The sequence below is a fragment of the Microbacterium sp. NPDC055521 genome (assembly GCF_053619695.1).
Map to the genome: position 1 here is coordinate 82949 of NZ_JBSHJX010000009.1, position 14527 is coordinate 97475.

10 protein-coding genes are annotated in these 14527 nt (G+C 69.5%); 4 read left to right on the forward strand and 6 right to left on the reverse strand.

Translation table 11 applies throughout. The features are described from left to right. Positions 1-174: 174 nt before the first annotated feature. The 4 genes from xdhC to ACWGSM_RS10255 form a co-directional block, all read right to left on the reverse strand. Complete coding sequence (gene xdhC, locus ACWGSM_RS10240) at positions 175-996, reverse strand: xanthine dehydrogenase accessory protein XdhC (RefSeq protein WP_452322812.1); 822 nt, start codon at positions 994-996, stop codon at positions 175-177. 1 nt (position 997) lies between these two features. Next, complete coding sequence (gene xdhB / locus ACWGSM_RS10245) at positions 998-3361, reverse strand: xanthine dehydrogenase molybdopterin binding subunit (protein WP_452322813.1); 2364 nt, start codon at positions 3359-3361, stop codon at positions 998-1000. Next, the gene (locus ACWGSM_RS10250) at positions 3358-4842 is read right to left on the reverse strand and encodes a xanthine dehydrogenase small subunit (protein WP_452322814.1); all 1485 of its coding nucleotides are present in this window, start codon (positions 4840-4842) and stop codon (positions 3358-3360) included. Before ACWGSM_RS10250 ends, xdhB begins: the two co-directional genes overlap by 4 nt. 193 nt (positions 4843-5035) lie before the next feature. After that, positions 5036-5158, reverse strand: a complete 123-nt coding sequence (locus ACWGSM_RS10255) for a hypothetical protein (RefSeq protein ID WP_271639212.1) — start codon at positions 5156-5158, stop codon at positions 5036-5038. Between the two features lie 128 nt (positions 5159-5286). Here ACWGSM_RS10255 and ACWGSM_RS10260 point away from each other — a divergent pair, with 128 nt between their 5' ends. The 3 genes from ACWGSM_RS10260 to ACWGSM_RS10270 all read left to right on the forward strand — a co-directional run bounded on the left by ACWGSM_RS10260 (position 5287) and on the right by ACWGSM_RS10270 (position 10581). Next, a complete protein-coding gene (locus ACWGSM_RS10260; RefSeq protein ID WP_452322815.1) occupies positions 5287-7437 on the forward strand; it encodes an ATP-dependent Clp protease ATP-binding subunit in 2151 nt (716 codons plus the stop codon). Between the two features lie 255 nt (positions 7438-7692). After that, the gene (locus ACWGSM_RS10265; protein ID WP_452322816.1) at positions 7693-9060 is read left to right on the forward strand and encodes an 8-oxoguanine deaminase; all 1368 of its coding nucleotides are present in this window, start codon (positions 7693-7695) and stop codon (positions 9058-9060) included. Between the two features lie 54 nt (positions 9061-9114). Then, the gene (locus ACWGSM_RS10270; RefSeq protein ID WP_452322817.1) at positions 9115-10581 is read left to right on the forward strand and encodes a nucleobase:cation symporter-2 family protein; all 1467 of its coding nucleotides are present in this window, start codon (positions 9115-9117) and stop codon (positions 10579-10581) included. Between the two features lie 42 nt (positions 10582-10623). Here the strand turns inward: ACWGSM_RS10270 and ACWGSM_RS10275 are convergent, their stop codons facing one another. Continuing rightward, entirely contained in the window at positions 10624-12009 is a 1386-nt protein-coding gene (locus ACWGSM_RS10275; protein WP_452322818.1) for a glucose-6-phosphate dehydrogenase, read from the reverse strand. A 76-nt stretch (positions 12010-12085) separates the two neighbouring features. Between ACWGSM_RS10275 and ACWGSM_RS10280 the strand changes: the two genes are divergently transcribed. Next, complete coding sequence (locus ACWGSM_RS10280) at positions 12086-13882, forward strand: glycoside hydrolase family 15 protein (protein WP_452322819.1); 1797 nt, start codon at positions 12086-12088, stop codon at positions 13880-13882. Positions 13883-13935: 53 nt separating this feature from the next. Here the strand turns inward: ACWGSM_RS10280 and ACWGSM_RS10285 are convergent, their stop codons facing one another. Next, the gene (locus ACWGSM_RS10285; RefSeq protein WP_452322820.1) at positions 13936-14523 is read right to left on the reverse strand and encodes a nitroreductase family protein; all 588 of its coding nucleotides are present in this window, start codon (positions 14521-14523) and stop codon (positions 13936-13938) included. Between the last annotated feature and the right edge of the window lie 4 nt (positions 14524-14527).

A 14527-nucleotide genomic window follows, 5' to 3' on the forward strand; every position in this document is an offset into this window, starting at 1 on the left:
CCCCGATCCTCATTCCGAGGATCGGGGCCTTTCTGTTTGCACGGGGATGCTTCTCGCGGGAACGGGAAATGCGTCCGCGCACCATTCATATGCGGGGCGGATCCTCCTTTCCCCGGAATGTTGCATTGCGAAATGCCGGAATGCGTTCGGCGCATTCCGGCATTTCCCAGAATGTCATTCGGTTGACAGCTGCGCCGCCTCCTCGATGAGCTGCAGGATGCGGGCGGCGACGCTCACCGCGATGACGGCGGGCTGCTTGCCCGCAACCTCCGGGATGCCGATCGGGGTCGTCACCCGGGCGAGGTCCGCGTCGGTGTGACCGAGCTCGTGCAGCTTCTTGCGGAACCGCGCCCACTTCGAGGTCGAGCCGATCAGCCCGATGGAACCGAGCCCTGGAGTGCGCAGCGACTGGTCGACGATCGCGAGATCCTCGACGTGGTCGTGCGTCATCACGAGCACATGAGCCCCGGCCGGGATGTTCAGCAGGGCGGACTCGGGCACCGGGGTGTGATGCGGCTGGATGCTCGCCACGGCATCGGTCGTGGCCGGCACGAGACGCGCCGGGTCGAGCATCTCGGCGCGGGAGTCGACGAGATGCAGCGACAGCTCGTGCCGCGACAGGATGCGCGCGAGCTCCAGGCCCACGTGCCCCATGCCGAACACGGCCACCGAGGGCACCACGCGAACGGGTTCGAGCATGATCGTCACCTCTCCTCCGCAGCACTGCACGCCGTATTCGGTCGTCGCCTTGTCGCTGAGCGTGAGCGTCAGCAGCTGAGGCTCGGCCGTGCCCGAGGCGAGCATCTCGCGGGCGCGATCGGTGGCGGTCGCCTCGAGGTTGCCGCCACCGATCGTGCCGAACTGATCGCCGGGCGAGATGACCATCTTCGCGCCGCCGTTGCGGGGCGCGTGACCGCGCACCATCGCCAGCGTCACGATCACCGCGGGGGTGCGGCTCTCGCGCAGAGCGCGCAGGGCATCCAGCCAGTCGACCATGTCAGACCACTGCGAGCTCGGCTGCAGGCTCCGCCGCGCCGTGCGCCGCGCGGGCGGCCTCGACCGCCCAGTACACCGCCTCCGGCGTCGCCGGCGAGGCCAGATCGACCGAGTGGCCCGCCGGGCCGAAGGCCGCGACAGCATCGCGCAGCGCCTCACGGGCGCTGAACGCGAGCATGAACGGCGGCTCTCCCACGGCCTTCGAGCCGTAGACCGCGCCGTCCTCACGGGCGTTCTGGAACAGGCGAACGGCGAACTCCTCGGGCATCTCCGAGAAGCTCGGCAGCTTGTAGGTCGACGCCGACTGGGTCTGCAGGCGGCCGCGGTGCGGGCCGTCGGTGACATCCCACCGCAGGTCCTCCAGCGTCAGCCAGCCCATGCCCTGCACGTACGCGCCCTCGATCTGGCCGATGTCGAGCATCGGCGAGAGCGAGTCGCCCACGTCGTGCACGATGTCGACGCGGCGGATGCGGTACGCGCCGGTGAAGCGGTCGATCTCGACCTCGGTGGCCGCCGCTCCGTACGCGAAGTACTTGAACGGTGAGCCGTGCATGGTCTCCGGGTTCCAGTGCAGACCGGCGGTGCGGTAGTAGCCCGCCGCGAACAGCTGCACGCGCTGGAAGTACGCCGCCTTCGCGACCTCGGCGAAGGTCAGCCTCTCGGACTTGCCGAGCCCGGTCACGTAGCCTCCGCCGAAGCGCACGTCGCGCTCGTCGACGCCGAGCAGGTGCCCGGCGACGGCGGCCATGCGCTCGCGGATCTGCTCGCACGCGTTCTTCACGGCGCCGCCATTGAGGTCTGCGCCCGACGACGCGGCCGTGGCCGAGGTGTTCGGCACCTTGTCGGTGCGGGTGGGGGCGAGGCGCACCTGGTGCAGCTCGAGGCCCAGCGCGGTGGCCGCGATCTGCAGCATCTTGGTGTGCAGGCCCTGGCCCATCTCGGTGCCGCCGTGGTTGACCAGCACCGAGCCGTCCTTGTAGACGTGCACGAGCGCGCCGGCCTGGTTGAACGCGGCGAAGTTGAACGAGATGCCGAACTTGATCGGCGTCATCGAGATGGCGCGCTTCACGTCGGGGCTCGCGGCGTTGAACGCGTCGATCTCGGCCCGCCGCTGGGCGATCGACGCCTCGTCGGCGAGCTGGTCCCAGATGGTCGGCATCCGCTCGGCATCCTTCACAGGCTGGCCGTACGGGGTGCTCTGGCCGGGCTGGTAGAAGTTGCGGCGACGCAGCTCGAGCGGGTCGATGCCGAGCGACGGGGCGATCCGGCCGAGGATGTCCTCGATGAGGAACACGCCCTGCGGGCCGCCGAAGCCGCGGTACGCGGTGTTCGACTGCTTGTTGGTCTTCGCGATCTGCCCGTAGGCGTGCACGTTCGGGATCCAGTAGGCGTTGTCGAGGTGGCACAGCGCGCGGCCGAGCACGGGCTCGGACAGGTCGATCGACCAGCCTCCGTCGGCGGTGAGCACCGCGTCAAGGGCCTGCAGCATGCCGTCCTCGTCGAGGCCGACCTTCCAGCTGATGTGGAACGGATGCCGCTTGCCGGTCATCGTGAGATCCTGCGTGCGGTTCAGGCGCACGCGCACCGGACGGCCGGTGAGCTTCGCGCCGAGCGCGGCGATGGCGGCGAAGCCGTGCGGCTGCATCTCCTTGCCGCCGAAGCCGCCGCCCATGCGCAGGCACTGCACGGTGATCTCGTTGGCGGGGATGCCCAGCACGTGCGAGACCAGGTCCTGCGTCTCGGTCGGGTGCTGGGTGGAGCACTGGATGAAGTACTGCCCCTCGGAGTCGCGCACCGCGAACGACGCGTGCGTCTCGAGGTAGAAGTGCTCTTGACCGGCGAACTCGGTGACGCCCTCGAAGACGTGCGCCGAGGCGGTGAGCCCCACGGCCGCGTCGCCGCGGGCGACCGTGCGCGGTGTGCCCATGAACGATCCGGCCTCGATGGCGTCGTGCACCGTGATCAGCGACGGGAGCTCGTCGTACTCGACCTTCACCCGCTCTGCCCCGAGGCGCGCGGCCTCGGTCGTCTCGCCGAGCACCCACACCAGTGCGTGCCCGTAGAACATCGCCTCGCTCGGGAAGAGCGGCTCGTCGTTGCGGATGCCGGCGTCGTTCAGGCCGGGCACGTCGTCGGCGGTGAGCACGCGCACGACTCCGGGAACCTCGTAGGCTCCCGAGGCGTCGATGCTCACACGGGCGTGCGCGCTGGTGGACTGCACCGGCCAGGCGGTGAGCACGCCGGCGGTCAGCGTGGCGATGTCGTCGGTGTACATCGCCGCTCCGGTCACGTGCAGCGCTGCACTCTCGTGCACAGCGTTGCGTCCGACGATGGGGTTCTCGGGGCGGTCGGCGAGAGCACTCATGCCGACACCTCCTTCGACTGGATGACGGTCTGGCTGTAGAACTTCAGCAGGGCGGAGCCCAGCATGTGCGCGCGGTAGTCGCCGCTGGCGCGGTGGTCGGACATCGGGGTGCCCTCGGACTGCAGCACCGCAGATGCCGCTTTGACCGTGGCGATGTTCCACGGCTTGCCGATCAGCGCCTCTTCGGTGGCCGTGGCGCGCAGCGGAGTGGCGGCGACGCCGCCCAGGCCGATTCGCGCGGAGGTGACGGTGCCACCGGTGATGTCGAAGGCGAAGCCGAGAGCGACAGACGAGATGTCGTCGAAGCGGCGCTTGGAGATCTTGTGGAACGCGGTGTACTCCGCCAGGGGCAGCGGGACGCGCACCGCGGTGATCAGCTCGTCCTTCGCGCGCACGGTCTGCCGGTAGCCGGTGAAGTACTCGGCCAGCGGCACCTCGCGCTCGCCGTCGACGGATGCCAGCACCAGCCGTGCGTCCAGGGCAAGCAGAGCCGGGGGCGTGTCGCCGATGGGTGAGCCGGTGCCGAGGTTGCCGCCGATGGTGCCGCGGTTGCGGATGAGGCGGGAGGCGAACTGCGGGAACAGCTTGGCGAGCAGCGGCACACGGCCGTCGAGACGGCGTTCGATGTCGGACAGCGGCAGGGCCGCGCCGATCTCGATCATCTCGTCGGTGGCGGTGAGTGCGCGCAGCTCGTCGAGCTGGTCGATCGCGACGACGAAGGGGGCACGGCGACCGCGGAGGTTGACCTCGACACCCCAGTCCGTCGACCCGGCGACGATCAGCGCATCCGGCTCCTCGCGGAGCAGACGCAGGGCCTCGGCGAGGGTGGCCGGGCGGACGAAGCGCGACCCCGCCACCTCGGCATCCGTCGCGACGGCCGCGGGCGCGGGCTGCGCCAGGCGCTGCTGCAGAGGGTCATCCTGCTCGGGAGAGCCGAGCGAGTAGGCGGCGTCACGGATGGGGTGATAGCCGGTGCAGCGGCACAGGTTGCCGCTGAGAGCGTGCAGATCGAATCCGTTGGGGCCCGCCTCGAGGCCGTCGTCGTCGGGTCCCTCGCCGTGCTGCTGCTCGCCGTCGTGGGCAGGGCAGCCCTCGCCGCGCTCCGGGCGGTAGTACTCCGCCGCCATGCTGCACGCGAAGCCCGGGGTGCAGTATCCGCACTGCGAGCCGCCGGCCTCGGCCAGCTTCTGCTGCACCGGATGCAGGTTCTCGACGCCGCCGAGCCCCTCAGCGGTCACGATCTCCTGCCCGTCGAGGGCGTAGACCGGCACGAGGCACGCGTTGACCGGCGTCCAGCGGGTGGTGCCGTCGTCGTCGGGCGTGGCGATCATCAAGGCGCAAGCGCCGCATTCGCCTTCGGCGCAGCCCTCCTTGCTGCCGGGCAGCCCGCAGTCGCGCAGCCAGTCCAGCGCGGTGGTGTGGGTGGCGACACCGTCGAGCGGGCGGCTCCGCCCGTTCACGGTGACCGTGATGTCAGTCATTGTCTCTCCTCGGGTGTGACGCCGCGGCGTCGGGGCGCACGCTGCGTGCGTGCCGGCGGGGATTCCGAGGGTTGAGTGCCGCCGCGATCGCGTCCGGCGATCGCATCGACGTCGTGCGTGGCCGCGCTGATCTCAGGCGAGCCGACGACGAGGCCTCGGAATCGTCGGGAAGGGCGATTCCGTGGGCGGCTGCTCAGGCGCCGTGGGCGTACCAGTTGCCCCAGGCGGTGGAGCTCTCGACGGGGGCGGTGGCGTGAACGTGAACGTACTGCAGCATCGCGGCCCCTCTCTGCGCTGAGTTGAGGAGAATCCTCATGGTGTCGGTCAGTGTAATCCGCCGCTTCGGCTTCGGTCAAGGCAGGCGGCTTGCCCCTCGCCAGTCCGGCACGTAAACTTGAGTCGACACAACTCAAGTTTGAAGGAGTCTCCCTCCAGGAGGAACGAATGTCCAACCAGGCACAGTCTGAAGAGCAGCAGAGCGCCCTCGAGCAGTTCGGCATCAACCTCACGGATCGCGCCCGCCAGGGCAAGCTCGATCCGGTGATCGGCCGTGACAGCGAGATCCGTCGTGTGAGCCAGGTGCTGACCCGGCGCACGAAGAACAACCCCGTGCTCATCGGCGAGCCCGGCGTCGGCAAGACCGCCGTCGTCGAGGGGCTCGCGCAGCGCATCGTCGCAGGAGACGTCGCCGAGTCGCTCAAGGACAAAGAGCTCGTCTCGCTCGACATCTCCGCGCTCGTCGCGGGCGCCATGTACCGCGGCCAGTTCGAGGAGCGCCTGAAGAGCGTGTTGAAGGAGATCGCCGAGTCCGACGGCAAGGTCATCACCTTCATCGACGAGCTGCACGTGCTCATGGGCGCGGGTGGCGGCGAGGGGTCGGTCGCGGCATCCAACATGCTCAAGCCCATGCTCGCCCGCGGTGAGCTGCGCATGATCGGCGCCACGACGCTCAACGAGTACCGCGAGTTCATCGAGAAGGATGCCGCGCTCGAGCGCCGCTTCCAGCAGGTGTACGTCGGCGAGCCGAGCGTCGAGGACACGGTCGCGATCCTGCGCGGACTCAAGGGCCGGTACGAAGCGCACCACGGGGTCACGATCTCGGACACCGCGCTCGTGGCATCCGCCGCGCTGTCGAACCGCTACCTGCCCAGCCGGCAGCTGCCCGACAAGGCGATCGACCTGATCGACGAGGCCATGTCGCGGCTGAAGATGGAGATCGACTCGTCGCCCGTCGAGATCGACGAGCTGAAGCGCCAAGTCGATCGGATGAAGCTCGAAGAGCTCGCTCTGAAGAAGGAGAAGGATCCCGCGTCGAAGGAGCGGCTGGCGGCGCTGCGCGAACAGATGGCGGGGCTCGAGAGCGAGCTGGGAGAGCTCGAAGAGCGCTGGGCGCGCGAGCGCCAGGGGCTGAACCGGGTCGGCGAGCTGAAGAAGCGGCTCGATGAGGCGACCACGCAGCGCGACCTGGCGATGCGCGAGGGGGACTACACGAAGGCGTCCAAGCTCGAGTACGAGACCATCCGGCGCCTGAACGCCGAGATCGCCGAGGCCGAGCAGGCTGAGCAGGCCGTCTCGAACGAGGGCCGCATGGTCAACGAGCAGGTCACCGAAGAGGACATCGCCGCCGTCATCGCCGCCTGGACGGGCATCCCGGTCGGCCGGCTGCTGCAGGGCGAGAGCGAGAAGCTGCTGCACCTCGAGAGCGAGCTCGGTCGCCGCCTGATCGGTCAGAAGGAAGCGGTCAAGGCGGTGTCGGATGCCGTGCGGCGCTCGCGCGCCGGCATCAGCGATCCCGGCCGCCCGACCGGATCGTTCCTGTTCCTCGGCCCGACCGGAGTCGGCAAGACCGAGCTGGCTAAGGCGCTCGCCGCGTTCCTGTTCGATGACGAGCACGCCATGGTGCGCATCGACATGAGCGAGTACGGCGAGAAGCACACGGTCTCGCGTCTCGTCGGCGCCCCTCCCGGATACATCGGCTACGAGCAGGGCGGTCAGCTGACCGAGGCCGTGCGTCGGCGCCCGTACTCGGTCGTGCTGCTCGACGAGATCGAGAAGGCGCACCCTGAAGTGTTCGACGTGCTGCTGCAGGTGCTCGACGACGGCCGGCTCACCGACGGGCAGGGGCGCACGGTCGACTTCTCGAACGTCATCCTCATCCTCACCTCGAACATCGGCTCGCCCATCCTCATCGACCCGGTCATGTCGCCCGCCGAGAAGCGCGACGCGGTGATGGCGCTCGTGCGGCAGTCGTTCCGCCCCGAGTTCCTGAACCGCCTCGACGACATAGTGATGTTCTCGGCGCTCTCGCACGACGACCTCGCGCAGATCGTCGAGCTTGCGGTCGACGGCCTGCAACGCCGGCTCGGCGACCGCCGGCTGACGCTGGCGGTGACTCCGGATGCCAGGGCCTGGCTCGCCGAGCGCGGCTACGACCCGGTGTTCGGCGCCCGTCCGCTGCGCCGGCTCATCCAGACCGAGGTGCAGAACCGCCTCGCTACGGCGCTGCTCTCGGGCGGCGTGCGCGACGGTGACACGGTGCGGGTCGAGGTCGCGGCCGACGGCAGCGGCCTGACACTCACGGCTGACGGCGGCTGAGCGCGCTGGTGCCTGGACACGCAACCCCGCGAGGCTTCCCGGCCTGCCTCGCGGGGTTGCACGCGTCAACGCAGTTCCAAGATGTGGAATAGTTAGTTCGGATTTCGGAAGAAAGCATTGACCTTCAAGGGGGCGCGTGGTTGACTCTGGGCTACTCCGACGGAGGAGTACCTGGATCAGCAGACAGGCGAACTGAGCTGGCTCACTCGAGAGCCGGATCCGCCGGCTTCGCCGATCCCGACATGGAGCACCCGAATGACCGCACCGCAGCGCAGCCTCTGGCTGAAGAACCCGCTCGGCATCCACACCGGCGACAGCGCCGACGCCCGAGGCGGCCTGGTCATCGAGGGCGACCGCGTGCTCGAAGCGGTTCCCGTCGGCGGCGCGCCCACCCGGCCGGTCGACGAGACGATCGACGCCTCCCGGCACGTGATCATCCCCGGCCTCATCAACACGCACCACCACTTCTACCAAACCCTCACCCGCGCTTGGACGCCCGTCGTCAGCGCCGAGCTCTTCGGCTGGCTGAAGGGGCTGTACGGCGTGTGGGCAGGGCTCACTCCGCGCGATCTCGAGCTCGCGACCACCGCCGCGCTCGCCGAGCTCCTGCTCTCGGGCTGCACCACTGCGGCCGACCACCACTACCTGTTCCCGAACGGGCTCGAAGAGGGCATCGACGTGCAGGTCGATGTCGTGCGCCGGCTGGGCATGCGCGCCACACTCACCCGCGGCTCGATGTCACTCGGCGAGGACGACGGCGGACTTCCGCCGCAGCAGACCGTGCAGGACGCCGAGACGATCCTCACCGACAGCGAGCGCCTCGTCGGCGCCTACCACGAGCGTGGCGAGGGCGCCGTCGTGCAGATCGGGCTCGCGCCGTGCTCGCCGTTCTCGGTCACGACCGGAGTGATGCGGGATACCGCGCAGCTCGCCGAGCGCCTCGACGTGCGCCTGCACACCCATCTCGCCGAGACCCTCGACGAGGAGGACTTCTGCCGCGAGAGGTTCGGCCTGCGCACCGTCGACTACCTCGAGAGCGTCGGCTGGCTCAGCGACCGCACGTGGCTCGCCCACGGCATCCACTTCGACGACGACGAGGTCGCGCGACTGGGAGCAGCGGGCACTGCGGTCGCGCATTGCGCCACCTCGAACATGCGACTCGCGTCGGGGATCGCGCGCGCGATAGAGCTGCAGGATGCCGGAGTGCCGGTCGGTCTGGGCGTCGACGGCTCAGCGTCGAACGACGGCTCGAACATGATCCAGGAGGTGCGGCGGGCGCTGTACCTGCAGCGCCTGCGCTACGGCGCGGCAGCCGTCACACCCGAGCGTGCGCTGGGGTGGTCGACCGAAGGTTCGGCCCGCGCCCTCGGCCGCGACGACATCGGCGTGCTCGCCCCGGGGAAGCAGGCCGACCTCGCGATGTTCACCCTCGACGAGCTGCGCTTCTCAGGCAGCCACGACCCGGTCGCCGCACTGCTGCTGTGCGGCACGGACCGCGCCGACCGCGTGATGGTCGGCGGCAACTGGCGGGTGCTCGACGGGCAGATCATCGGCCTCGACGTCCCCCAGCTCATCGCCCATCACAGTGAAGCCGCTCGCGCCCTGCTCGCACGGCACCGCTGACCCCCACCCATCCGACACCTGATAACCGATCACCGACACGACGAAGAGGTCGACATGACGAAACAGAAGACCCAGACCACTCTCCGCCCCGAAGACGAGCGCCTGTCCATCGGCGCCACCTTCGGGTACGGGCTCCAGCACGTGCTCACGATGTACGGCGGCATCATCGCCCCGCCGCTGATCATCGGGCAGATCGCTGGCCTCAGCCCCGCGGAGATCGGCGTGCTCATCGCGTCGTGCCTGTTCATGGGCGGTCTGGCGACCATCCTGCAGACGGTCGGCATCCCGTTCTTCGGCTCGCAGCTGCCGCTCGTGCAGGGCGTGTCGTTCGCCGGTGTCGCGACGATGGGCGCGATCGTGACGAACGGCGGCGGGCTGCCGTCCGTGTTCGGATCGGTGATAGCGGCATCCGTCATCGGCCTGCTGATCGCACCGATCTTCGCGATGGTGATCCGGTTCTTCCCGCCGGTCGTCACCGGCGTCGTGATCACGACCATCGGCCTCACCCTGCTGCCGGTCGCCGCACGCTGGGCGATGGGTGGCAACTCCGACGCCGCCGACTTCGGCGCGCCCGAGAACCTGCTGCTCGCTTTCGTCACGCTGCTGTTCGTGCTGATCCTCAGCAAGGTGCCGGTCGGGGCCGTCTCGCGCCTGTCGATCCTGCTCGCCATCGTCGCAGGCACGATCTTCGCCGCCTTCCTCGGACGCGTCGACTTCTCGCAGGTCGGCGAGGGGGCCATCTTCGCCTTCCCCGCCCCGTTCGCGTTCGGCTGGCCGACGTTCGAGATCGCCGCGATCATCTCGATGTTCATCGTGATCCTCGTGACCCTCACCGAGACCACCGCCGACATCCTCGCCGTGGGCGAGATCGTGGGCACAAAGGTCGACAAGAAGCGCATCGCCGACGGACTGCGCGCCGACATGCTCTCCAGCGCCGTCTCGCCCGTGTTCGGCACCTTCACCCAGTCGGCGTTCGCGCAGAACGTCGGTCTGGTCGCCATCACGGGTGTGAAGAGCCGTTTCGTCGTCACCGCCGGTGGTGTGGTGCTCGTCGTCCTGGGTCTGCTGCCGGTGCTGGGCCGCGTGGTCGGCGAGATCCCCGCGCCGGTGCTGGGTGGCGCGGGCATCGTGCTGTTCGGCTCGGTCGCGGCATCCGGCATTCGCACCCTGGCCAAGGTCGACTACCGCGGCAACATGAACCTCATCATCGTGGCGTCGTCGCTCGGCATCGGCATGCTGCCGATCGCCGCGCCCACGATCTACGACCAGATGCCCGACTGGTTCAACACGATCTTCCACTCGGGCATCAGCTCGGCGGCGGTCGCGGCGATCTTCCTCAACCTGCTGTTCAACCACGTCGGTGCCCGCCGGTCGAAGGGTGCCAGCACCCTGGCCGCGGCGCCCACGCGCAGCATCCCGGTGCAGTACCTCGACGCGCTCGAGGACGGCGACTCGGTCGTCGACGGGAAGATCGTCGACCGTGAGGGCAAGGAAGTGCCCGTGCAGGTGCCCGAGCACTGACGCCCCACCGGTTGAAGCCCCGCGATCTGGCGACGCGGGGCTTCAGTCGTGCGTCGAGGTCTCCCAGGCCGCGGGGCCGGTGGAGCCGGCGGGGTACTCGTCGAGCGGCGTCTCGTCGCGAGCCCAGGCATCCAGCACCGGCTGGATGATCCGCCAGCACTGCTCGGCCTCGTCCGCCCGCACCGACAGGGCGACATCGCCGTCGAGCAGCTCGTCGAGCACCTCCTCGTAAGAGCGCTGCTGTCCGGCGCCCAGTTGCGCGACGAGATCCTCGTCGCGCAGGGCGAACGGGTCATCGCCGCCCGTCATATGCAGCCGCAGGTGCATCTCGTCCGGACCGAGCGAGAAGGTGAGACGCCCGCCGTCGGCCGGGGTGCCGTTCAGACCCGGTGGCACATGCCGCACAGGCTTGAACGTCACGACGATCTCGGAGCGCTTGCGTTCGAGCGCCTTGCCCGAGCGCAGGGTGAACGGCACCCCGGCCCAGCGGTCGCTGGCCACCTCGAAGACGACCTCGGCGAGCGTCTCGGTCTGCCGTGAGTCGTCGACTCCCTCCTCGTCACGGTAGGACGGCAGCTCGCGCGACCCCCCGTCGACGAGCTGCTGGGCGCCGGCGGTGTACTGCGCGCGCCGTGAGAAGCGAGCCGGGTCGTCCTGCATCACGTGCGTGGCGCGCAGCACCTCCGCCTTCGCATCGCGCAGATCGCGCTCGCCGAGCGTCGCGGGCGGGTCCATCGCGAGCAGGGCGAGCACCTGCAGCAAGTGGCTCTGGATCATGTCGATCATCGCGCCGGCTCTGTCGTAGTAGCGGGCGCGTCCCTCGAGGGCGACGGACTCATCGAACCGGATCAGCACCTCCTGGATGTGCTCGGCCGACCACACCGGCTCCCAGATGCGGTTGGCCAGGCGCACGCCGAGCAGGTTGAGCAGGGTCGACCGGCCGAGGAAGTGGTCGACGCGGAAGATCTGCTTCTCGGGCACCAGCGCCAGCAGCTTGTCGTTGAGGGCCCGAGCGCTCGCTTCGTCCTGCCCGAACGGCTTCTCCATCGCAAGCACTGTGCCCTCGGGCAGCGTCAGGCCGGTCATCGCATCGATCGCCGCGGCGGTGACCGCCGGGGGCAGGGCGAAGTAGAGCACCGTGTCCGGATCGAGGGTGTCGACGAGCGATGCCACCGCCGAGGCATCCGTCACATCGGCCTGGATGTAGTCGGCGACGTCGACACGGTCCAGTGCCTCGGGCGAGTCGGCGAACGACTTCTCGACCGTGGCGCGCCAGGTCTCGGCATTCCCGTCCTCGGTGCCCGACCCGCGCAGGGTCACCCGGCGCTTGTGCTCTTTGCCGAGCAGAGACGCGAGCGAGGGCAGCAGCAGGCGCGAGGTGAGATCGCCGGTCGCGCCGAGGATGAAGAGTGTTCTGGTCGTCGACATGGCACCGAGGGTAGTCGCCGCCGCACCCAGCGCAAGGGGGGTGGAGCAGCCACGCCTGCGATGACAGACTGCGCTCGTGGTGACGCGAATCGAGGACTACGCCCTGCTCAGCAACTGCCGCACAGCGGCACTCGTGTCGCGGGAGGGCAGCATCGACTGGCTGTGTCTGCCACGACTCGACTCGCCCAGCACGTTCGCCGCCCTGCTGGGCGACGAATCGCACGGGCGGTGGATGCTGCGCCCCGCCGATCCGGACGCCACGGTCACCCGTCATTACGATCGCGACACCTTCGTGCTGATCACCCGCTGGCAGAGCGGTGACGCGGTCGCTGAAGTGCACGACTTCATGCCCATCGATCCCGATCCGAGCGTGCAGATCCGGCGGACGGATGTCGTGCGCCGCATCGTGGGAGTCGCCGGGGAGATGGCGTTCACGCAGAGCCTGCGCATCCGCTTCGACTACTCCCGCGCCATGCCGTGGGTGCGGCAGACGGGCACCGACGACGAGCCGCAGCTGGTCGCCATGGCGGGTCCCGACGCGCTGGTGGTGCGTGGGGCGCGTCTGACGGCCGCCGATCACGAGCACCGCGGCGAAGTGCGCGTCGCCGCGGGCGAGGTGCGCGATCTGCAGCTGGCGTGGTTCCCGTCGCATCGCCCGGCACCGGACCTGCTCGACGTGGACGAGGTGCTCGGGTCGACGAAGAAGTGGTGGCAGAGCTGGGCGGACACGATCGAGCACTCCGGGCCTCACCACGAGAAGGTGGTGCGGTCGCTGCTCATCCTGCGCGCTCTCACCAATCACGAGACCGGGGGGATCGCGGCAGCGGCCACCATGGCGCTGCCCGAGGAGATCGGCGGCGAGCGCAACTGGGACTACCGCTACGTCTGGCTGCGCGACGCCGCCCTCACACTCGAGGCGCTGCTCGACCACGGCTTCCTCGGACTCGCCGACAGCTGGCGCGAGTGGCTGCTGCGCGCGGTGGCCGGTGATCCGGCGGATCTGCAGATCATGTACGGCCTGGCGGGTGAGCGGGACCTGTTCGAGCGCGAGCTCACCGCGCTGCCCGGCTACGCCGGGTCGTCGCCTGTCCGCGTCGGCAACGGTGCGTGGTCGCAGTACCAGGCCGACGTGGTGGGCGAAGTGCTGGTGACCCTGTCGGCGGCACGCACTGCCGGCCTGGTCGAGAGCACGTTCTCGTGGCCGCTCGAGCGCAGCCTGCTGCGATTCGCGGCGGATCAGATCGACCATCCGGATCACGGCCTGTGGGAGATCCGCGGGCCTGCGCGCATGTTCACCCATTCCCGGGTGATGATGTGGGCGGCTTTCGACCGCGGTGTGCGGGCGGTCGAGGATCATGGCCTGCCCGGCGCGGTCAAGACGTGGCGCACGCTGCGCGACCGGCTCCGAGACGAGATCGACTCGAGCGGGGTCCGCGACGGGCACTTCACCCAGCACTACGACACCGACGAGGTGGATGCGTCGCTGCTGCTGCTTCCGGAGGTCGGCTACTGCCGACACGACGACGAGCGGATGCTCGCGACGGTCGACCGCATCGAGAAGACTCTCATGCACGATGGCCTGCTGCACCGCTACCGCACGCAGAGCGGTGTCGACGGCCTGGCCGGGTCGGAGAGTCCGTTCCTCGCGTGCTCGTTCTGGCTCGTCGAGCAGTACGCGAGCACCGGGCGCCGTGACGAGGCGGTGGAGTTGATGGATCGGCTCTGCTCGCTGACCAACGACGTGGGGATGCTCGCCGAGGAGTACGACCCGATCGCCGGGCGTCAGCTGGGCAATACCCCGCAGGCGTTCTCGCACCTCGCGCTGGTGCGGGCCGCAGACGCCCTGAACGACGGCGCGCGCAAGCCCCGCTGACGCAGAGAGCGCCGCCCCGGGATCGGGGACGGCGCTCTCGTCGGGTTCCGGCGTCAGGCGCTGGCGATGATGGTCTCGTCGATCGGCCGACGCACGCGCGGCGCCGACTCGCGCTCCTGCAGCGCCTCGGGCAGCCCACCGGCATCGCCGAGTTCGCCGAGGGCGATGACCGTGATCGGGGTGAAGCGCTCGCCGAGGTCGGTCAGCTCGCTGATGGTGGAGGGGTCGAAGCCGCTCATCTGGTGCACGTGCAGACCGTCGGAGTGCGCCTGCACCGACAGGTGTGCCACAGCCTGGCCCAGGTCGTAGATCGCGTGCGTGTTGGGCGTGCCGCCCTCGGACGCGGCCTCGGCGATGGCGACGACGAGCACCGCGGCGTGCGCGGCCCAGGCCTGGTTGAACTCCACCAGAGCCGACACGACTCCGCCGTGCAGCTCGGTGCCGCGGCGCGCGACGATGAAGCGCCAGGGCTGGGAGTTGTACGCCGACGGCGACCAGCGTGCGGCTTCGAGCGCCGAGGCGAGCTTGGCCTCGTCGATCGGAGCGTCAGCGTCGTACGCGCGCGGGCTCCAGCGGTCGGCGAGGACGTCGAGCACGGGGTGCTCGGTCTGGGCGGTGCGGTCGAGGACAGGAGTGCTCATGCTC

Excerpts from the sequence above, each read along its gene's own strand:
- ACWGSM_RS10265 (WP_452322816.1), top strand. The coding sequence starts at position 7,693 with ATGACCGCACCGCAGCGCAGCCTCTGGCTGAAGAACCCGCTCGGCATC.
- ACWGSM_RS10255 (WP_271639212.1), bottom strand. The coding sequence starts at position 5,158 with ATGAGGATTCTCCTCAACTCAGCGCAGAGAGGGGCCGCGATGCTGCAG.
- ACWGSM_RS10270 (WP_452322817.1), top strand. The coding sequence starts at position 9,115 with ATGACGAAACAGAAGACCCAGACCACTCTCCGCCCCGAAGACGAGCGC.
- ACWGSM_RS10250 (WP_452322814.1), bottom strand. The coding sequence starts at position 4,842 with ATGACTGACATCACGGTCACCGTGAACGGGCGGAGCCGCCCGCTCGAC.
- xdhB (WP_452322813.1), bottom strand. The coding sequence starts at position 3,361 with ATGAGTGCTCTCGCCGACCGCCCCGAGAACCCCATCGTCGGACGCAAC.
- xdhC (WP_452322812.1), bottom strand. The coding sequence starts at position 996 with ATGGTCGACTGGCTGGATGCCCTGCGCGCTCTGCGCGAGAGCCGCACC.
- ACWGSM_RS10275 (WP_452322818.1), bottom strand. The coding sequence starts at position 12,009 with ATGTCGACGACCAGAACACTCTTCATCCTCGGCGCGACCGGCGATCTC.
- ACWGSM_RS10260 (WP_452322815.1), top strand. The coding sequence starts at position 5,287 with ATGTCCAACCAGGCACAGTCTGAAGAGCAGCAGAGCGCCCTCGAGCAG.
- ACWGSM_RS10285 (WP_452322820.1), bottom strand. The coding sequence starts at position 14,523 with ATGAGCACTCCTGTCCTCGACCGCACCGCCCAGACCGAGCACCCCGTG.